The organism is Candidatus Poriferisodalis sp. (assembly GCF_965204195.1).
Taxonomy (GTDB): domain Bacteria; phylum Actinomycetota; class Acidimicrobiia; order Acidimicrobiales; family Poriferisodalaceae; genus Poriferisodalis.
This window is the reverse complement of the sequence record NZ_OZ241975.1, coordinates 1943220-1962210: the sequence shown is the minus strand read 5'-3', so window position 1 is coordinate 1962210 and position 18991 is coordinate 1943220. Positions and strand designations below refer to the sequence as shown.

14 protein-coding genes are annotated in these 18991 nt (G+C 65.5%); 9 read left to right on the top strand and 5 right to left on the bottom strand.

Annotation, left to right across the window (positions count from 1 at the left end):
- The first annotated feature begins 88 nt into the window (after nt 1–88).
- The 5 genes from ACOGI8_RS08665 to ACOGI8_RS08645 all read left to right on the top strand — a co-directional run bounded on the left by ACOGI8_RS08665 (nt 89) and on the right by ACOGI8_RS08645 (nt 5521).
- Nucleotides 89–2176, top strand: a complete 2088-nt coding sequence (locus tag ACOGI8_RS08665; protein ID WP_419853401.1) for a molybdopterin-containing oxidoreductase family protein — start codon at nt 89–91, stop codon at nt 2174–2176.
- A 12-nt stretch (nt 2177–2188) separates the two neighbouring features.
- The gene (locus tag ACOGI8_RS08660) at nt 2189–3691 is read left to right on the top strand and encodes a class I adenylate-forming enzyme family protein (protein ID WP_419853400.1); all 1503 of its coding nucleotides are present in this window, start codon (nt 2189–2191) and stop codon (nt 3689–3691) included.
- The gene (locus tag ACOGI8_RS08655) at nt 3688–4653 is read left to right on the top strand and encodes a YihY/virulence factor BrkB family protein (protein WP_419856385.1); all 966 of its coding nucleotides are present in this window, start codon (nt 3688–3690) and stop codon (nt 4651–4653) included. The genes ACOGI8_RS08660 and ACOGI8_RS08655 overlap by 4 nt, the downstream gene beginning before the upstream one ends.
- A gap of 174 nt (nt 4654–4827) precedes the next feature.
- Entirely contained in the window at nt 4828–5118 is a 291-nt protein-coding gene (locus ACOGI8_RS08650) for a type II toxin-antitoxin system Phd/YefM family antitoxin (protein ID WP_419853399.1), read from the top strand.
- On the top strand, nt 5108–5521 hold the full coding sequence (locus ACOGI8_RS08645; protein WP_419853398.1) for a type II toxin-antitoxin system VapC family toxin: 414 nt from the start codon (nt 5108–5110) through the stop codon (nt 5519–5521). The genes ACOGI8_RS08650 and ACOGI8_RS08645 overlap by 11 nt, the downstream gene beginning before the upstream one ends.
- On the opposite strand, the gene ACOGI8_RS08640 is transcribed toward ACOGI8_RS08645, so the two are convergent.
- Nucleotides 5507–6811 (bottom strand): McrC family protein, encoded by a 1305-nt coding sequence (locus ACOGI8_RS08640; RefSeq protein ID WP_419853397.1) that lies wholly within the window; start codon nt 6809–6811, stop codon nt 5507–5509. The two genes, ACOGI8_RS08645 and ACOGI8_RS08640, sit on opposite strands and share 15 nt — an antisense overlap.
- 21 nt (nt 6812–6832) lie before the next feature.
- On the bottom strand, nt 6833–9337 hold the full coding sequence (locus ACOGI8_RS08635; protein ID WP_419853396.1) for an AAA family ATPase: 2505 nt from the start codon (nt 9335–9337) through the stop codon (nt 6833–6835).
- A 398-nt stretch (nt 9338–9735) separates the two neighbouring features.
- On the opposite strand from ACOGI8_RS08635, the gene ACOGI8_RS08630 reads away from it, so the two are divergent.
- Nucleotides 9736–10389, top strand: a complete 654-nt coding sequence (locus tag ACOGI8_RS08630) for a MamI family restriction endonuclease (RefSeq protein ID WP_419853395.1) — start codon at nt 9736–9738, stop codon at nt 10387–10389.
- Here the strand turns inward: ACOGI8_RS08630 and ACOGI8_RS08625 are convergent.
- The 3 genes from ACOGI8_RS08625 to ACOGI8_RS08615 all read right to left on the bottom strand — a co-directional run bounded on the left by ACOGI8_RS08625 (nt 10341) and on the right by ACOGI8_RS08615 (nt 14847).
- Nucleotides 10341–12404 (bottom strand): N-6 DNA methylase, encoded by a 2064-nt coding sequence (locus tag ACOGI8_RS08625; RefSeq protein ID WP_419853394.1) that lies wholly within the window; start codon nt 12402–12404, stop codon nt 10341–10343. The two genes, ACOGI8_RS08630 and ACOGI8_RS08625, sit on opposite strands and share 49 nt — an antisense overlap.
- Before the next feature lie 771 nt (nt 12405–13175).
- Entirely contained in the window at nt 13176–14450 is a 1275-nt protein-coding gene (locus ACOGI8_RS08620) for an ATP-binding protein (RefSeq protein ID WP_419853393.1), read from the bottom strand.
- Between the two features lie 121 nt (nt 14451–14571).
- Nucleotides 14572–14847, bottom strand: a complete 276-nt coding sequence (locus tag ACOGI8_RS08615) for a hypothetical protein (RefSeq protein WP_419853392.1) — start codon at nt 14845–14847, stop codon at nt 14572–14574.
- 132 nt (nt 14848–14979) lie between these two features.
- Between ACOGI8_RS08615 and ACOGI8_RS08610 the strand changes: the two genes are divergently transcribed.
- The 3 genes from ACOGI8_RS08610 (at nt 14980) to ACOGI8_RS08600 (ending at nt 18991) form a co-directional block, all read left to right on the top strand.
- The gene (locus ACOGI8_RS08610; RefSeq protein WP_419853391.1) at nt 14980–16422 is read left to right on the top strand and encodes an HNH endonuclease; all 1443 of its coding nucleotides are present in this window, start codon (nt 14980–14982) and stop codon (nt 16420–16422) included.
- Nucleotides 16423–16766: 344 nt separating this feature from the next.
- A complete protein-coding gene (locus ACOGI8_RS08605) occupies nt 16767–18062 on the top strand; it encodes an ATP-binding protein (protein ID WP_419853390.1) in 1296 nt (431 codons plus the stop codon).
- A gap of 149 nt (nt 18063–18211) precedes the next feature.
- Complete coding sequence (locus ACOGI8_RS08600; RefSeq protein ID WP_419853389.1) at nt 18212–18991, top strand: hypothetical protein; 780 nt, start codon at nt 18212–18214, stop codon at nt 18989–18991.

Below are 18991 nucleotides of genomic sequence, written 5' to 3'. Positions count from 1 at the left end.
TATCGATGCGGGCGGGCTGGTTCCGGTGGGCCATGCTAGGGGCGATGCCCGAATCGCTGCGGGGAATTTGCGGCCGATGAACGCTGCGATGTCTGTCGTCCGCGGGGCGTGCCATCACGACTGTCCCGACACCTGCGCCTGGGAGGTGACAGTCCGTGACGGCGTGGCTGTCAACTTGCGCGGCGATCCCAGCCATCCGTTCACTGACGGGCAGCTGTGCCCCAAGGTGAACCCGTTCCTCGATCGGGTGTATCACCCGGACCGGCTGCTGCGGCCGCTGCGGCGAGTCGGGCCCAAGGGCGAGAGCCGGTTCGAGCCGATCGGCTGGGATGCCGCGATCGCCGAGATCGCCGAGCGGATCGGCGGAGCCGTCTCGCAGCACGGCGGCGAGACAGTGCTGCCCTACTCGCTCGACGGCACCCAGGGGCTCGTGCAGAAGGGCGTGCTGGCCGATCGGTTCTTCGCAGCGCTGGGCGCTACGCAGCTGAACCGGCACATCTGCGGTGTGACCGCCTGGCACGGCGCCGCCGACGTGCTCGGCATGCCGCTCGGGGCGGACCCCACCGAGATTGCAAGCGCCCGCACCATCGTGCTGTGGGGCACCAACACGCTGCTCACCAACCGCCACCTGTGGCCCTATGTGGAGGAGGCTCATCGCAATGGCGCCAGCGTGATCGTCGTCGACCCGGTCTCCACGATGACCGCGCAGCGGTCCGACTGGCACGTTCAGCCGCGCCCCGGCACCGATGTCGCGCTCGTGCTGGGCATCATCGGCGTGCTCGACCGCGACGGCCTCATCGACGAAGCGCGTGTCAGCGCCACCGCTTCGGGCTGGCCCGAGTTGCGTGCTGAGGCCAGGGACCTCGGCCTCGAGAGCGCTGCCTCGGTCACTGGGCTTGCCGAAGCCGACATCGTCTCGATGGCTCATTGCATCGCGCACCAGCGTCCCACTGTGCTGCGTGCGCTCATCGGCATGGAGCACCGCGAGCACGGCCAGGACATTCACCGTGCCGTGGCCGCTCTTGCCGTCGTGTCGGGCTCGGGTTACATGCGCTCCACACAGGTGTATTTCGACGCGGCATTTGCCGATCTCGTGCCGCTGCCGGGACCACAGCGAACCGTCAACATGTCCGCCCTCGGCGCCACGCTCACCGATGGCGGCCTGCAACCGCCGGTCACGGTGCTGCTGAACTACGGCTGCAACCCTGCTGCAATCACGCCTGACCAGAACCGGGTGCTGGCGGGCCTCGAGCGCGACGACCTGTTCACGGTGGTGATCGAGCAGTTCATGACCGACACGGCCCGCTATGCCGACATTGTGCTGCCCACCACCACCCAGATCGAGCATCTCGACTTGATGAATGCGTGGGGCCACCTCTACGTGTCGCTCAACCTGCCAGCCATCGAGCCGCTCGGCGAGTGCCTGCCGAACACGGAGATCTTCCGGCGGCTGGCCAGTGCGTTGGCGCTCGAGGCATCCGGCCTCGCCGACAGCGACGAACAGGTGGCCCGGGACATGCTCGCGAGCGGGCACCCCTGGCTCGACGGCATCACCTACGAACGGCTCCAGCGGGACGGCTGGGCACGGCTGGCAGTGCCAGCGGGTTGGTCGGCGCTGACCGACCGGGAGGTTCCTCTTGCACCGTCAGGCGCAGATGCTGGCAGCAGCGCCGGAGCGCGCTCTCGCTCGCTTGGCCTGCTGCGGCTCGACGCGCTGCGCTACCGGCCCGCCACGGAATCGGCCAGCGGCGACGCCGAGCTCGCAGAGCGCTACCCGCTGGCGCTCATGTCGCTCAAGCAGCACCAACGATTCCTCAACAGCCACTACGGAGGTTTCGAGCACCATCTGCCCGACCCGCCCCAGCCCCGCCTCGAGATCAGCGCCGTAGACGCCGAGGCGCGCGGCATCGCCGAGGGCGACCGAGTGCGCGTCTACAACGGCCGCGGCGAGCTGTTCACCGCTGCCGCCATCTCCGACCGTCTGCAGCCCGGCCTGGTCACGATGCCCTTCGGCTGGTGGGCCGGCGAAGCCGATGCACGCACGGTCAACGTGCTCACCAACGCAGCGGTCGGCGGCGACGATCCCGACGTCGGCTCGGCTGCGTTCCATGACACGCTCGTCGAGGTGGAGCCGGCCGTCGACGCGCGGCAGACAGCCAACGGCTCATCGTCGTAACCTGCGATGGCGATGAACGTCGCTCAACTGCTCGAGCGTTTCCCTCACGACGACGCCGTCGTGCTGATCGATCGCTCAGCCGCCCCACCGGAACACGTCAGTGCGGCGCAGCTCAGAGATCGGGCGCTGCGTTGCGGGGCAGGTCTCGCTGCCCGCGGTCTGGCGCCGTTCACCCGCGTCGGCCTACTCGCTGCCAACTGCGGCCAGTACTACGACGTGATGTTCGGAGCCCCGGCCGCGGGGCTGGTGTTCGTGCCGCTCAACACCCGGCTTCCCGCCGAGACGCAGGCGTACATCCTCGACGACGCCGACGTGCGGCTGGTCATCTCCGATGCCGAGCACGCTCCGCTGGTGCCGCCCGACATGCCGCACATCGTCATCGGCACTGCTGAATGGGATGCCTTGGCGGCCCACGAGCCGCTGGGGGCCGCAGCCGCCGTCGACAGCGACGACATCGCCGTGCAGATCTACACCTCGGGCTCGACCGGGCGGCCCAAGGGCGTCTTGCTGACCCATCGCAACGTCACCTTCACGGTGCTCGAGTACGGCGCAGCGATGCCGGGCGAGGTGATGCTGGTTTCGGCGCCGCTGTACCACAAGAACGCTTCGATGTCCTCCAAGCTGGCGTTCGCCAATGGAGGCACGGTGGTGCTCCTTCCGGGGTTCACGGCGTCGGGCTACATCGAGGCCATCGAATCCCACCAGGTCACCATGTGCTCGGGCGTTCCGACGATGTTCGCTCTCGTCACCGCCGAGATCGTCTCGCGCGTTGCGGCCGGCCAGGAACTCCCCGATCTGTCATCGGTGCAGCGCGCATTCATCGGCTCGGCACCGCTCACCGAGGCTCTGTACGACGACGTGCAGCGCCTGCTCCCCCAAGCACTCGTCTCCAACGGGTACGGCACCACCGAAGCGGTGCTCGAGTTCGGCCCCCATCCCGAAGGCAAGCCCAGGCCCAAGATCTCCGTCGGCCACCAGCACCCGAAGGTGGAGCTGCGACTGGTCGACCCCAACACGGGCCAGGACGGCGACGCCGGCGAGCTGTGGGTGCGCTCGCCTGGTGTCATGACCGGTTACCACAACCTGCCCGACGTCACTGCCGAGCGCCTTACCGACGGCTGGTACCACACGGGCGACCTTATGACTCGCGATGAGGACGGCTGGTTCTACTTCGTGGGCCGCGTGGACGACATGTTCGTCTGTGCCGGAGAGAACATCTACCCCGATGCCGTCGAGCAGATGCTCGAAAAGCACCCCGGGGTGCACCAGGCCGTGGTGGTCCCGGTGCCCGACGAGCTGAAGGGCCAGCTGCCGGCAGCCTTCGTGCGTGCCGAACCCGGCCGCACGCTTACTGTCGACGATGTCAAGCAGTACGCGCTTGCCAACGGTCCCGCGTACGCGCATCCCCGCCACGTCTGGATCGTGGACGAGATCCCGCTGGCCTCGACCGCGAAGATCGACCGCAACGGCCTGGTCGCCCGGGCCGCTGACCTGGTGAAGGCTGACTCCCCCTGAACAGCGAGCAGACCACTGCGGATGGCGCAGCGGAGGACGCCCCGCCACCCCACACGTCAGAGCAACGTCCTGGGCCAGCGAGTCCGACATCGAGGCTCCGCAAGCTGTGTCACAGCGCTGCACGGCTCGCGAACGAGACTCGGAACGACTGGGCTCAGCACCGCATCGCCGGGCTCTCCGCCGAGATTGCGTTCTTCGCCCTCTTGGGGCTCTTCCCCGCCGTCATCGTGTTCGCAGCGCTGCTGGGATCGCTCGACGTGCTGATCGGCCAGAGCGCGGCATCCGGCACCGAGGATTGGCTGCTGCAGCGGATCAGCGACACCTTCGGAGACCAGAACACGCTCGACGCCACGGTCGCCGATCTCTTCGATCGCTCCGACGCACGGGTGGTGACCGTCGGCATCGTCGTGGCTGCCTACGCGTCGTCCCGCGGCTTCATCGCCGTGGTGCGTGCCTTGAACGTGACACGGGGCCATCAGGGCGCTCGCAGCTGGCTGTCGACCCGTCTCGTGGGCTTCGCCCTGACATTCCTGACGTTGGTGGTCGCCGTCGTGGTGGCGACCATGGTGGTCGTCGGGCCGCTGTTCGGCGGAGGCTCCGAGCTGGCGGACCGTCTGGGCGCCGGAAGCTCGTTCAGCACGGCGTGGGACTGGCTCCGCTGGCCTGTCGTCTTCGTGGCAGTCGTGGCGTGGGCAGCAACGGTGTACCGCATCGCCCCGCGCCACAAGCTCACCTGGCGGCGAGAAGTGCCGGGAGCCCTCCTGGCAACCGCCTGGTGGCTGGCCGTATCTGGCGGATTCGGTGCCTACCTGCAACTCGCCTCGAACGGCGTCAACGCCGTCTTCGGCCTGCTCGGCGGCGCCCTCAGCCTGCTGCTGTGGCTGTACCTGCTCGCCATGGGCCTCCTCGCCGGCGCCCAGCTCAACAGCCTCCTCGACCGCCACCGCTCTTCGCAGGAATGAGAAGCCGCCCGTCATCTTCTGACCGTGCTCTCAAGCTCCCCTCCGCGTTCATCAATCCACTCGCAGATCAGGTGCTGCACCGTTGGGGGATTCCATTGTCTGCATTAGCGCAGCGGCCAGCGGTCATCGAAAATCGAGCACGACATCAAGGTGCCAGTCGCTACCGTGGCACGTATGGAGCGGATCAACGTTTCACAGCTGCAGCACAATTGCGGAGAGCTGCTCCGCCGCGCGGGTGCCGGTGAGTCATTTGAAGTCACGCGCCACGGCAAGCCGCTTGCATTGCTCGGACCGTTGCCGGACAGCAATGGTCCGTTGGAGCGCCTCGTCGAGCGCGGGCTCGTTAGTTCGAAGGTCATAGGCCTGTCGGCATCGTTGGAGAAGCACCCACCGTTGCCGCCGTCACCACCGGGTGAACCGACGCTGAGTGAGCGACTCGCGGACTTGCGTCGAGATGAACGGTGACATCTGGGTCATCGATGGCTCGGCGTTCGTCAAGCTGATCAAGATCGAAGCCGAATCAGACGAGCTACGCGAGTGGGTCAGGCAGCGACCCTGCGTTTCGAGTGCGTTGCTGCGCACCGAAGCCCGACGGGCTGTCGCTGGCGAGGACGCTCACGTACGTCAACTCTGCGAACAGCGGCTCGTGGAGACGCACTTGCTCGAGATCACTTCGTCGATACTGGATGCCGCAGGCCGTATTCCCGGTCGCGGTCTGCGCTCCCTTGACGCCATCTACCTCGCCTGCGCCTTGGAGATCGGCGACGACCTCGCTGGTCTCGTCAGCTACGACCATCGTCAACTCGCGGCGGCTGCGGCCTTGGACATCCCTACCGTCTCGCCCGGAGCGAACTCAGGGGGCGACTGAGGGTCTCGCCGGCCTCGCTAGGTGGTCCGCAAGGGCGGTGATCTGAGCATCAATGTCGCTGGGGCTGCCTGACAAGTTGATGGCGACGGTGTGAAGTCTCGTACCCGCGTGTCGAACGGTGATCGTTGACGTGGCCAACGAGCCTGGCGGCCGCTGCTGCTCGACGGCACTGTCCTCGTTCACGTCGGCGCAGTAGATGAGCGTGCCCCCTGCCATGTTGAGCGCCGTCGTGTAGGCCAACAGTTGGTAGTAATCGCCGTGCTGGGCGAGAGGTCCGCCGCTGTCCACCGCGCTCGCTTCACCGTCCGTGAGCTTGTACTTGAGGTCCGCCACTCCAATTGTCTCGCCCTGGCGGAGAAAGGTGAGATCCGGTCTGATCGGCAGACGTTGATCGATGTCAAGGTGAAGCCAGCCTTGGGCCTTGACATCGAGTTGCCCGCGCAGTTCGCGCTGCAAGCGTGACGTGACGAACTGCTCGAACAGTTCGTTCATGTCCAGCATGAACGCCGACGCAGCGGTGTCGCCGTGCTGGTCCTGCAGGGTGCAATTGGCCAGGATCAGCTGGGCCAGCCGCAACGCGGGCCGGTAGTGCTCGTTCAGCCGGGTGTATTGGATGCGGTCGAGACGACCCAGCGCCACCGACGCTGTCGGTTCGGCTACGCCGTCGAGCGCCGCGAGCAGCCGTCGAAGCCGCCGCCGATCGTCGTGAGGCACATCGGGCACACGCAACGCCAGCCGAATTGCCGCAGTCAGGCAGCGGTTCTCGTCGACATCGGCGGTGAAGTCATCCCAAGAGCAGGCCATCGGCACCAGTACCCCGCCCCGCCGGAACTGTCGCACGAAGTCGATGCGTCCCCGCAACGCAAACAGATCGTCCTCTTCGTGCCGATAGTGATGGAACAGCCCTCGCGCCAGCGTGGTTTCGGCGGTGCGTGCGAAGAACGACACCAGCGCTGGCAACAGCTCCTCGTTCTCGGCGAAGTCGATATCTTCGGCCTGCCAAGCCTCAGGCGGAAGTCCCACCTCGAGCAACACAAACAGGTTCTTGGGCTCGATCTTCGGCCGCACGATGATCCGCAGATCACCGAGCGAGAACGCACCGACCCACTGCCGGGTTGAAACCTTCCACCACCCAGGTTCTCGGTCAGTCGCCACCGACACCCACGGCGTCTCCCCGAGGCGGCGCGCCATGTCGTCATCAAGTTGCCAGCGCTCCGTGCGCCACTCATGGAGCACAATCCGCTGACCCTCGCCCGCCTCACGAACCACCTCAGAGACGTCCGGCCTCACCGCACCATCGACGATTGACATCTACAGGTCGCCGTCGCTCTCGGCGCTCCCATCGTGGTCGGAGCCGGGCTCGGCTTCCTCACCGAATTCGTTCGTCGTTCCCATTTCCGAAGCCGACGTGGCCGCACCGGGACCATGACGTTTCCAGACTTCGCCAAACCGATAGCTGTCGATCACCTCTTGCCGGCCAAAGAACTGATCCTCGATAAGGGGCTCAATGTTGTACTCCCAGATTCGCCGCAAGCCGTTCTCGTCCAAGTCATGCTTCATGAAGTGGCTCGGCCCGATCAGCATGTAGTCGCCTCCAAGATCAGCCCGGAGACGTTCGTTGACGGCATCGAGCAGCTCGGCCACCCAATCCTGTTCAAGCTCATTCTCCTCATACCACTTTCGCAACAGCCCCGCCGTTGGCTCACGATCAGGAAAGAACGGCACGAAGTGGAAACGCCGCCGCATCGCGGCGTCGATGAGCGCGATGGAGCGGTCGGCAGTGTTCATGGTGCCGATGAACCACAGGTTCTCAGGCAGCGAGAAGTCCTCGTCCGGCCGATACTGGGTCTGGATCGACTCGTTGCGGTACTCCAGTAGGTACAGCAATTCACCCAGCACTCGCGGCAGATTCGCGCGATTGATCTCGTCGATGACCATGACGTGCAGCTCCTCCGGATGGTCCTCGGCGCGCTCGGCGAGCTGTACCAACGGCCCTGCCGTGAGCTGGTAGGTCATCTGCCCGTCGTCATCGACTTGAGGTCGAAAGCCCTCGAAGAAGTCCTCGTAGGAGTACGCCGGATGGAACTGCACCAACGAGTACGCCTCATGGACTTCTTCGTCGCCGTAATCCGTGAGCATCCAAGCGAGTCCTGCCGCGAAGTGGGTTTTGCCCGTCCCGGGTGGGCCATAGAGAATCACCTGCCCCTTGTCTTCCAAGAGCGCCACGATGTCCTTGAGGAATCTCACATCGCACAGCAGGTCGTCGGCCAGCGCCGGTAGGTCGGCTTCGTCGACCCATGGTTCCTCCGTCTCGTCGCCGTTCGCGTGCCGCTCCATTACCCAGTAGAGGAACTTGGACATTCCCCACGTGTCGGCATCGCCATCATCAGAAAAATGTGGGCGCAGCGTGTCCAGCAGCAGGTCGTTGGCCCGCATCACCACTGCCCCCGAGTTCAGGCCCGCCGTTGGAAGCGAGAGCAGTTCTTGAACCCCCTGCTGATCGTCTTCGCCGATGAGATCCAATCGGTCGAGGACCTCGATCATGTCGATCACGCCTGGGTACTTGCGGCTCTTGCGCAATAGGTAGATCGGGATGACTTCGTGCGGCTGACAGATTGCGAGCAGACGCGTCCCAACCACGTACCGCACGCCACTCAGGACTCCAGACGCGGCGGCTCGATCAAGTCGCGTGGCCTCGTCATCGCTGCCGAAGCACACTTCGGCCAACTCGCTACGAATCAGAGGCCAATCTTGCTCAGATGCGTTGTTGACGAGCTTGTTAGCGCCCGCGCCTGCGTACCCCACGCTGCCGTAGTCGAACTCGGCAGGGTTCCACACCGCCTTGACTGCCTCGCGTTCGTCATGAGCGATGTCTGGTAACGACCTCAGAGTCTGCTCAAACCCGACTCGCGCCTGCTCGTGCTGCTGATTATCGTCGCTCGGATAACCAGTGGCGCGAAATTCGGCCACCAACTGCGCTAGCCGCACCGACCGATACTGGTCGGCCGCCGCCTCCGCATCTCGAGGGCCAGGATCGACACCGTGTTCTGCAAGATGACGGACTCGGTACACCGCATCATGCTTGCGCAGGCCGAAGACAGTGCCGGAACTGTCCATCGAATACAGGAGATCCTGCCCGATGGCGTCCCGCTCGATTCCGGTCCCTAGCCAAGTCACCGCTCGACGAATCCGCATGTATTCCGGTCGCGTTGGATCAAATTCGAAAGGACCGTCGATCCGGCCGATGGCTATCGGATTCCCGTCGACCCCCTTCATCGGCATTACGACGAGATTGCCAACCTGGATCTCGCGACCAAACCGCCAGATCTGGTCGCGAGCGCTTCGCCGTTCGCTTCCGAGCTCATCTGGGAACTGCTCGTCGATGAAGTCGCCGAACTCATCGCGAGACTCGAATTCTGCGACGCTGCTCCAATCGCCCCAGCCCCAACCGATAGTCACGACGTTGTGGATGAGGTTGTGCTCGACGGCCTCGCCATGGCGGCCGGCTCGTACGACCCAGCAGTTAGTCGCCTCGGAGGATTGCTGCTCTCGGCACCAACGGCACCAAGCCCGTACTCGGCCCTCGTAGTCGTCCTTGGTCCCGGGCGTCTGAGCACCGGTCGTCGCCAAGAATTCCTGGACTACAGAATGCTCGAATACTGCGGGATCGTGGCTAGCGCCGAGAGCGAACGATACCCAGCGCCGCAGAACCTGCTTTCGCTTTGCGACCGTCGTGTCTTCATCTCGTCCAAGCTCGTCGCGGAGATACGCGAGATATGCATCCAGCCGCTGCATCCATTGTTGCTCGTCGATCATGGTGGCGAACCTACTGCGGGGGTGCGGCGCGACACCGCGGCTGGCGCGGCGTCGGCCGGGTTCGGCCACTGCGCTGTCGCGTCAGCCTCAGAGGGCTGCGACGGGTACCGCCTCCAAGTCTCGCTCGAGCCAGCGGCGGTGACGGACCGTGAGCAGCCCGCTAGCCGCTGAAAAGCGGGTTCTCCCAGCGGACCTCTCCGAATCGGGCGAAGTCAGTGTCGGAGCTCATCACCGTGAGGCCGTGCTCAATTCGGCTCGGCGCAGCCCCTCAACGGCCACAGCGACCGCTGTCGCCAACATCACTGTTGTCCTCATGCCCAAGACTTGGCACCTTGAAGCTCACGCAGTTGCATCACAATGCCGATATCGGCTGACTACCGGTGAACTAGCTTCGCCCCGTGGACCTTGAGCCGTCCGTAGCGGAGCTGGACGAACAGACTCGGGGCGGCCTCGCCAAGTCGTTCATCGAGGACGCCGTCATCGGCCAATACCGTCAGCTTGTGCGCTGGCAGCACATCACCGGCCAGTCAGCGCAGATCGATTCGGGCTACCTCGGCCAGCACCTCGTGAGCCTCGTCTCGGGGATACCAGGGCGGGGCCGCGGGAGCCGAGGCAAGGGCGCAGATCTTGCCGACGGTTCCGAGATCAAGATCGCGAGCACGCTCGGCGGAGTCGACAAGCCGCGCTGGAACAACAAGCTCGACACCGCACAGGCAGTCGAGACGTATCTCAACAACCCCGCGATCTACTTCGGCCTGTTCGACACCCCCGAAAAAGGCGATGACTTCCCTGTACGCGTCCGCGTATGGATCGTCGAGCCGAGCCGCGACGAGGTCTTTCGCAGAGTGGTCAGCACATGGGCAGAGAAGCAGACATCTGGCAATTTCCAGCTGCACCCGCCGTGCTGGTCAAGCTCCGACATCGCAACGAATCAGAGCGGCAACGTTGTGCTGCCTCTCGCCTTTCGAGCGACGCAGTTGGACGTCAGGGGCGTGGATTACCTTCAAGTCGAGCACTGGGATCCGAGTCCGGGCAGGTGCTCGGCGCCGTAGCCGTCGGAGAATCCGGCTTGGCCACCAATGACGCCCCGGCTTTGCCCGTCCCGCTCTTCGGAAGGCGCATGCACGCTCGGATCCATGTAGAGGTGGCGGAGGCCACTTGCGGCTCTGGCAATACTTCCAAGGTGCTCCCGCGCCGTCTCGCCCGCTCGGGCAGCCGCGGCATCGTCGACCGGCGGCAGCATGAGCGACAGCACGTCGGTTGCGTCGATCCGGCGACGGGAGCTGGACGTTCCCCGACCCAGCGGAGCGATCTGTCGACGCACAAGCGGATGCTGGAGCATCACCAGTGCCGCGTAGGGGTCGATGTCGGTGCGATACACCCCGAACTCGGACGAGCACTGAATCCGCCCGACGGATTCAGGCACGACCGCCGCCCGGAATTTCCGGGGGTTGAGCAGCGAGACAAGCAATTCGCCAGGCTCAGCGAGCTGGCCGGGGGTCACGGGCCGATGCCCGCCAGCAAGATGCCAGTCGACCCCGCCGAGCTCGTCGACGTGCAAGACCGACACAAAGGGCAGATCGCCAGCAAGGCGCACACGCCGCTTGCCGTCGAAGCGAAGGACCGTCCGCGCCTCGAATCCTCCTGCATCCTTCAGCAAAGATCGAGCCAGTTCCGCTGCTTCGTCGAGGGTCGAGGCGTCGAGGCTTGACAATTCGGCAAGCCGTCGACGCGCCAGCTGTGGGGATGGTCGCCAAGCACACTGCTCCGCGACAAGTCGCCGTATGCCCTCAGTCAGCCGCGGGAGATCATCGCCCTTCGGGTCGCACGCGGGTGAGCCCTTGCTCATGACGAAGCCGACGCGATCGGCGCGCGCTAGGAATACGTGCCTTCTTGCCTCTGGCGCTGACTTCCGAAGAAAGATCACGCTGGTCTTCGCAGTGGTTCCCGCTGGCGCGAACGTGACCGGCGGCAAGCTGACGACACCCTCGACGCTGACCGGCAGTTCGACTCGCGGCTCCCCCAGCATCAGCCGTCGCATCGCTCGGCCGTCACCCACGCCGTCGGGCAGGATGATTCCCGCGACGCCACCCGGTGCAAGCAACTCCACGCAGCGCGCCACGAATGCGAGCGCTGGGTCCACGCGGGCAGAACCCGCCAGCGCAGGCAGGACGCGGGCAGCCCGCTCGATTCCCTCCGCCGAGTCGTATTTCTTGTCGCCGAACGGCGGATTCGTCAAGATCAGCGAGTACCGGCCGCACTGCTGCGACACGTGACGATCGGTGATGGAGTCCTCGACTACGAAGACCTCCGGGGCCGGAACCCCAGAGGCCAAGAGATTGACCCGTGCCATGGCCACCGACGATGCCGACTGGTCCGCTCCGAACAGCAAGCGACCACCCTCAAGCCAGCGCTCGGCGATCCCGCGCCGCCGCGCCTCGTGAAGCAGGCCGACCAGAAAGCGTCCGCTTCCGCAGCACGGATCACCCATCAGATACGGACCGGCATGGTCGGGCCCTGCGGCCTCGAGAAGCTCAAAGCCGACGTTCACCATGAGGTCGACAACGCCTTCCGGGGTCAGATAGGTCCCGAGGCCGCCTGCATGCTCGTACTTCCCGCGCAGGAAGACATCGAAGGCGGCGCCCAGCGGATCGCAGGCCCCGGCAGTTCCGAGTTCGATGCTCTCGAGGATGCGCAGCGCCTCCGAGAGCACATCGTGCCTCGAGACTCGGAGCGGCTCATCAAGCGGCCAGACGGTCTGGACTTCGCCGTCCGGCAAGCGTGCGGCGAGGGACGGCAGGCCATTCGCCACCTGGAACGCCGCCTTGGCAAGCGGGATGCTGTCCCGGTCGTCGCGCCGGATGTAATCCACGACAGATCCAAGCCGCACGTCGCCCGTGACGACGGAGTCCGGTTCGCGCTCAGCTGCGATCTTCATCAGAAGCAGCTTCGTGAGCTCGTCCACCGCGGCATTGGAGGGTCGAATCCCGCCGCGCATGTAGAGCAGCTGATGAAGGCCGTCGAGCTCCTTTGCAAGATCGATTGGCGCTGAGGTCACCGACTCCATGGACGCCTCCCCTCAACCGCTTCAGACGATGCCATCGGTCTGGCGTGCCACATCCTCGCGATCCCCTGTGACAACAACGCGCTCGGTGGCGCCGCGAACCAATTCGCACCGATCTGGTAACCCACATCCGGATCGTGACACAACCAATGCGCCCGCTGGCGCACCCTCCGCAACGAATCCACCGCGCCCACCGATGGCGAGCTGTCGGTCGGCTTCAGGGCTGAAGAGGAGTTCACCCATTTGCCCAAGTGTAACAATGGGACTCTATGGCAGATGTTACACTGTCCCAGCAGATGCGCTCGGATGCATCCAGCGAAATGCACTGCTTCGCCTCACCAGACGGTGCACAGGCGTGTTGGGAGGTCTCACGCATGTCTCACCTCGTTGAGCTCGACGGTCGGCGTCGCGCAGCGCTCGGCCGGATCGGGAACCCTGAACACAACCTCTACCTAGTCGATGAGGAACCCGACGGCACCCTGATTTTCACGCCGGCTGTTGTGATGTCGGCGCATGAGGCGGCGTTGCTGCGGAGCCCAGAGCTCGTGGCACAGATCGAGGCCGATCAAGCGGACCCGTCGCGGGCTGTTCGTTCCGCAGCGAGGCGCCCTCGCGAACCCTCAGGGGCGTAACCCCAATTCACGACGTCGAGCGTCGCGCAAACGTGCGCTGGGACGCCCCGCAGATGTGCGTTTCGCCAGCTAGCTGATGCCAAATTTGTCTGCCGCCTGATGTGCAGACCGGCACGCAGTCCGCGGCCTGTGCGGGTGCGCTTCAGCCCCAGAGGGCTGCGATGGGCACTGCCTCTATGTCTCGGTCGAGCCGGCGGCGGTGACGGCCGGTGTGCAGCACCACGCCACCCGCGAACTGCTCAGCAGGCAAGTTGTCGCGCAGCCAGATGAGGTGCCGAGCGTCCTTCACCGAGGGCGCACTTGCGGACTTGATTTCGAATGCGGCCACGCGGGCTCCGAATTCGGCAATGAGATCGATTTCGTGGTCTCCTCGCTGGCTGCGCAGGTGATGCAGGTACACAGGAATGTCCGCTGATTCCGCCTCGGCACGCAACTGCGCGGCGACATAGGTATCGAGCAGCCGGCCGCGCGCATCGGGATCGCGTCGTGCAGTGTCGAAGTCGACCTGTGCGAGCCATGCGGCCAGGCCGGAATCGCAGAGATACCGCTTGGGTGTGCTCGTCAGGCGCCGCAGACGGTTGGAACGCCACGCTGGCGTGTCCACGATGAGGCGCTGGGCATCCAGAATGTCGTGATGGCCCGCTGCAGTCTTGCGGTCGAGGTCGGCGGCCTCGGCGAGGGCGGTGTCGGGCACTACGCCGGCCGTGTGCAGAGCGCATGCCCGCAAGTAGCGCCGGAAGCGGCCCGGGCTGCGTGGCCGGCCTCGTCCCGAGCCGAACTCGTCGAGGTCGCGTGTTGTGGTGACGTCGACATAGCTGCGCATCCAGCGTTCCCGTTGGCGGGCATTGGATGCTCTGAGCGCTCCCGGAAACCCTCCGGACAGTGCGAGCCTCAGGTACCCCAGCACGTCGGGTGGATCGTCCGGCACCGTGAATCGGTCGGGTGAATCCCAGCGGTCGAACAGCGACGGCTGGCTCGCGTCGCCGAGCAGCTCCCGACCCACCAGCGGCCACATCTGGATGTCCAAGAAGCGGCCCGTGCCGGGCCATGCGCCAGCGATGAGATCGTTGCGCGCCGAGCCCGTGACGACGTAGCAGCCGGGATGCAGGCTGTCGTCAACAGCGCGTTTCACCGCACCGAGCACTTCAGGGGTGTGCTGCCATTCGTCGAGCAGGAGAGGGAACGGTCCGACACTGATGGCCGCATCTGGGTCGTCGCGGACGAGGCTGGCGTCCTCGGGTCGGTCCAGGCGCAACACCGCCTCGGCGTGCCTGATGGCCGTGGTCGTCTTGCCGACCGCCCTCGGACCGGTCACCAACACCGACGGCCACGACGCAAGGTCGGACTCGAGCATTTGATCTGCCAGGCGTGCGATGTAGCCGCCCTCGGCTTCCACAGCGTCCGCCGCTGCATTCATACCGCAGAATGTAGCTCATTATCCCCCTAATTTGCAGGGTCTTTCATCTACATTTGCACTTTCGCATGTCGAGAACGCGGCCATCGGGCACCGGGGAGCGAACCAGATGGCTGAACTCGCCTTACTGCTGCCGACTCTGCAACCAGTTGCACCACTGACGAATGTGGGATCGGTAGCTGGCCGGCGCCTTGCCCTGCAGTCCCAGATAGACCTCAATGAAGTGGCCGATGCTCCCATCGTCAAATGCCGACGGATCAGTGTGGTGAGTGAGCGCGTAGTCGATCCACTGCCCGACAATGCTCTTGTCGTCCGCAACGGTGCCATCGGCCCTGCCCAGGGAACGCCGCTGGCGCAAGTAATCGTCGAGCAACTGATGCCAGCGATGTGGACGGTCCACGACGGCGCACGATACCCAACATACTGAACCGCCGATTACCAAGCTGAACCCGTTCTCCGGCCGGTCCACCTTGGCCCAGACGATTGCGCGCGAATGTTTGTTTCTGCGAACATTCGTGTGTATACTCGCTTCATGTTCAGCGAGGTGCGTGTCGAGGGCTTTCCCGGCAGCCGTGTTGCGGCACCTGAGGCGCGCCGTGTCGGTCGCTCTGACGGCCCCGCTGGCCTTGAGGGCGGCGAGCCGGACTGGGCAGAGCTCAACCGTGAGGCTGCCAAGGTCCGGATTGCTGTTCGGGGCGCCGAGCGCGGCCCGTTCCTCGAGGCGCAGTGTGCGGCGAGGCTGGGGCTGGAGTCGCTGACCGACAGCGATCTGTTGGACCGTGTCGTCAAGCTGACGGCGGAGCGGTCCCGCATCGAGGCGGAGTATCTGGCTGCGGTTGGCGAGTTGGTGTCCCGTGACGGGGTGCAGTCTGCTGCGTGGCAGCTTCGCGAGTACACGCGCATGAATGGCGCTCAGGCCCGCAGCGAAGCCCGACTCGCCGAATCGCTCACAGAGCACTCCTTGGGAGACACGCTCGATGCGCTGGCGGCCGGCGAGATCCACATGTCCCATGCCAAAGTGATTGCCCGGGAGACCCCCAAGACCCACCGCCGCAGCGAATCCGACTTCTTGGGGCTGTGCCGGGACTATCCGTCAGATGTGGTGGCCCGCCACTCCCTGGCCTATGAGAGCGAGCAGGTCTTCGCCGACCTCGCTGCCGAGGCCGCTGCGGCAACCCCTGGGGGAACGGTTGAACCCGCTGACGCCGAGCTTGCGCTGCAACGGCACCAGCGGCGCTGCTCGATGCGGCTGGGCGACGACGGCATGTGGCACCTGAACGCCGATCTCGACTTCCTTGTCGGCCGCCAAGTCAGCATGCAGCTCGCTGCGGCCGAGCGCGCCGTGCGCCAGCGCGACGACTCAGCCGAGGACACGTTTCCGCAGCGCAACGCCGATGCCCTGTGCGATCTGATCTTGGGCCGCCAACGTCCCGGCGCCAGCCTGGTGATTGCCGCTGACTATGACAGCGTGTCGGGACAGCTCACCAACCCTCGGCTCGATGACGGCACGCCCATCTCAGCGAATCAGCTTGCCGAGCTCGCCGCCGACGCCAAGATCCTCCCGGCCATCTTCAACAGCGATTGGAGCCAACTCGCCTTGGGTCGAGTCCGCAGCGCGTCCGAAGCGCAACGGATCATCCTGGCCATCCGCGACGGCGGCTGCATCGCGTGCGCCACCCACTCCGAGCGCTGCCATGCCCACCACATCGACTACTTCGAAGATGGCGGGCACACCGACATCCCAAACCTCGCAAACTTGTGCGAGCCCTGCCACCTCGACCACCACCAGCGCCACTGGCCCATCGAAACCCCAGCGAGCGGCCGACCACGACGAGCACCTCCCGACCGTCGGCCCAACCGGCCGGCATCCCCCGAACCATCCGGCCGAGATCCGACCTCATCCCCCCACCAAGACCCAACTAGACCGACTGGCCACCTCACCACAGCGGGCGACGACTCGACAACCGCTGCCTGACCAGCCGACCCAAGCCGAACGCCGCGCCTCCGAAGGACACCGTCCGATTAGCTCGGGCCTGTCACCCACGCCTACCGTCGTGACGTCAGCGCACGAGGCAGCGATGTAGCGAGTCCCGAATTCGGCAATGAGATTGATTTCGTGGTCACCTCGCTGGATGCGGAGGTGATCCAGGTACAAACGCTCTACCCATCCCAAGCGAGTCCTATCGACAGTCCGCTCTTGGTGGCTCGCCCACCGGTGCGGCTGGGGCTGCAAATGGTCGGTTCAGATACTAACTTTTGGCCGGGTAGATATTATGCTTTTGGCTGGTTGGCAGTCAACTCTTTGGCATAATGGAAACTGTGGAACAGGATTCCGACCACACCAGTACCGCGCTCGAAGGCACGGCGGCCTACTTGCCGAGGGTCGTCGATGCGGAGATCGCCGACTGCATGGAGGGCCTGCCGGCTGTGCTGATCGAGGGACCGCGCGCCTGCGGCAAGACCACCACCGGGCGCCACCATGCCCGCAGCGAAGTGATGTTCGGCGCCGATCCCACAGCACGCTCAGCAGCCGAGGTGGATCCACGCCGTGTTCTGCGTGGCCCCCGTCCGCGGCTGCTCGACGAGTGGCAGATAGTGCCCAGCATCTGGAACCAGGTGCGCGCCGCGGTCGATGACAACACCCGGGCGGGCAGCTACATCCTGACCGGCTCGGCCACACCGGCCGACGATGTCACGCGCCACACAGGCACCGGGCGCATTACACGCGTGCAGATGCGGCCGATGTCGCTCTACGAGTCGAGACTGTCCAGCGGCGAGATCGGCACGGGCGAACTCTTCGAGGGCCGCCTCAAGTCTGCGGGGCCGACCGATATCGGCCTCAGCGACATCATCGAGGCGATCTGCCGCGGCGGATGGCCAGCCAGCACCTCTGCGAGCCTGTCCGCCGCGCAGCGCTACTGCCTCGGATACATCAACGAGGTCAGCCGCGCCGACATTCCTCAACTCACCGGCGAGACTCGCGACCCGACCCGAGTCATGCGGCTCATGCGATCGCTCGCCCGCAACGTCGCCTCTGAAGCCTCCGAACGAACCTTGGCCACGGACACCGGCGGCCAGCAGCCGCTGCACCGCACGACAGTGTCGAGCTACCTCGACGTGCTGCGGCGGCTGTTCGTCGTCGAGGAACTCCCGGCATGGTCAGCCGATCTGCGCTCACGCGCCCGGCTGCGCCAGAGCCCCAAGCGGCTCTTCGCCGACCCGTCACTCGCGGTTGCTGCTCTGCGAGCTAACCCCGAGCGGCTCGACGCCGACCATCGCCTGCTCGGCCTGCTGTTCGAAGCACTTGTCGTGCGCGACCTGCGCGTCTACACCCAGGCCCACGGCGGCGAGCTGTTCCACTACCGCGACAGCACCGGCCTCGAAGCCGACATCATCTGCGAACTCAGCGACGGCCGATGGCTCGCCGCCGAGGTGAAACTCGGCACCCGCGCCGCTGTCGATCACGCTGCCGCGGCGCTGCTCAAGCTCCGCGACCGTGTCGACACCTCCGTGATCGGCCCGCCCTCGGACCTGGTCGTCATCACTGCAACCGGCCACGGCTACCGCCGCCCCGACGGCGTGTTCGTCGCTCCTATCGGCACACTCGGCCCCTGACGGCCATCGTGGCCTCGGGGCACTCAGTCGCGTGACACGTCGTCCCTGCCTCTATTCGGGCGGTGCAGCGGTGCAGCGTCAACCGGGTCATGAACCGCCCGTGAGCATCCACAGAACCCACTTGGCGGGCAGGCTCTAGGGTGGCGCGCATGTGGATTCGTCTCCGTCAGATTGCCGTTACTACTGCCGACTTGGCCCAGACCTCAGCGGACATCCAGTGCGTCCTCGGTGTTGAGCCCTGCCATACAGATCCTGGCGTGGGCGTGTTCGGCCTGAAGAACGTGCTGTGGCCCGTGGGCACGCAATTCCTGGAATGCGTCACGCCCGTCCAGGACAACACCACAGCGGGCCGCTACCAGGCCCGCCGCGGCGGCGACACCGGCTACATGGTGATCACCGAGATCGACGACTTCGCCACCCGGCGTGAGCACCTCGACGAGCTCGGCATCAGGATCATCACCGACATGGACTACCCCGACGAGGGCTTCCGGGGCATGCAGATGCACCCCGTCGATACCGGCGGCGCCATGTTCGAGATGGACCAGATGGTCGGCCCAGACGGCGGCACCGTGGGCGGACCGTGGTGGCCTGCGGGCGGCTACTGGGAGCCGTATGTGCGCACCGAGATGGTGAGCGGCATCGCCGCCGCAGAGCTGCAGAGCCCCGACGCGCAACGGCTTGCTGAGCGCTGGAGCCAGATCGCCCAGATCGACCTCGAGACCGATGCCGACGGCCACCCCTCCATCCCCATCGACAATGCCATGCTGCGCTTCGTGCCCGAAGCCGACGGCCGCGGCGAAGGCCTCGGCGGCATCGACGTGACCACCGTGGACCGCGACGCCGTGCTCGCTGCCGCACAAGCGCGGGACTGCTACGTGAACGGCAGCCAGGTGATGCTCGCCGGCTTGCGGGTCAACCTCGTCGACTGA

Coding starts and splice junctions, on each gene's coding strand:
- ACOGI8_RS08665 (WP_419853401.1), top strand. CDS start 89: ATGTCTGTCGTCCGCGGGGCGTGCCATCACGACTGTCCCGACACCTGC.
- ACOGI8_RS08660 (WP_419853400.1), top strand. CDS start 2,189: ATGAACGTCGCTCAACTGCTCGAGCGTTTCCCTCACGACGACGCCGTC.
- ACOGI8_RS08650 (WP_419853399.1), top strand. CDS start 4,828: ATGGAGCGGATCAACGTTTCACAGCTGCAGCACAATTGCGGAGAGCTG.
- ACOGI8_RS08645 (WP_419853398.1), top strand. CDS start 5,108: ATGAACGGTGACATCTGGGTCATCGATGGCTCGGCGTTCGTCAAGCTG.
- ACOGI8_RS08635 (WP_419853396.1), bottom strand. CDS start 9,337: ATGATCGACGAGCAACAATGGATGCAGCGGCTGGATGCATATCTCGCG.
- ACOGI8_RS08625 (WP_419853394.1), bottom strand. CDS start 12,404: ATGGAGTCGGTGACCTCAGCGCCAATCGATCTTGCAAAGGAGCTCGAC.
- ACOGI8_RS08620 (WP_419853393.1), bottom strand. CDS start 14,450: ATGAATGCAGCGGCGGACGCTGTGGAAGCCGAGGGCGGCTACATCGCA.
- ACOGI8_RS08610 (WP_419853391.1), top strand. CDS start 14,980: ATGTTCAGCGAGGTGCGTGTCGAGGGCTTTCCCGGCAGCCGTGTTGCG.
- ACOGI8_RS08600 (WP_419853389.1), top strand. CDS start 18,212: ATGTGGATTCGTCTCCGTCAGATTGCCGTTACTACTGCCGACTTGGCC.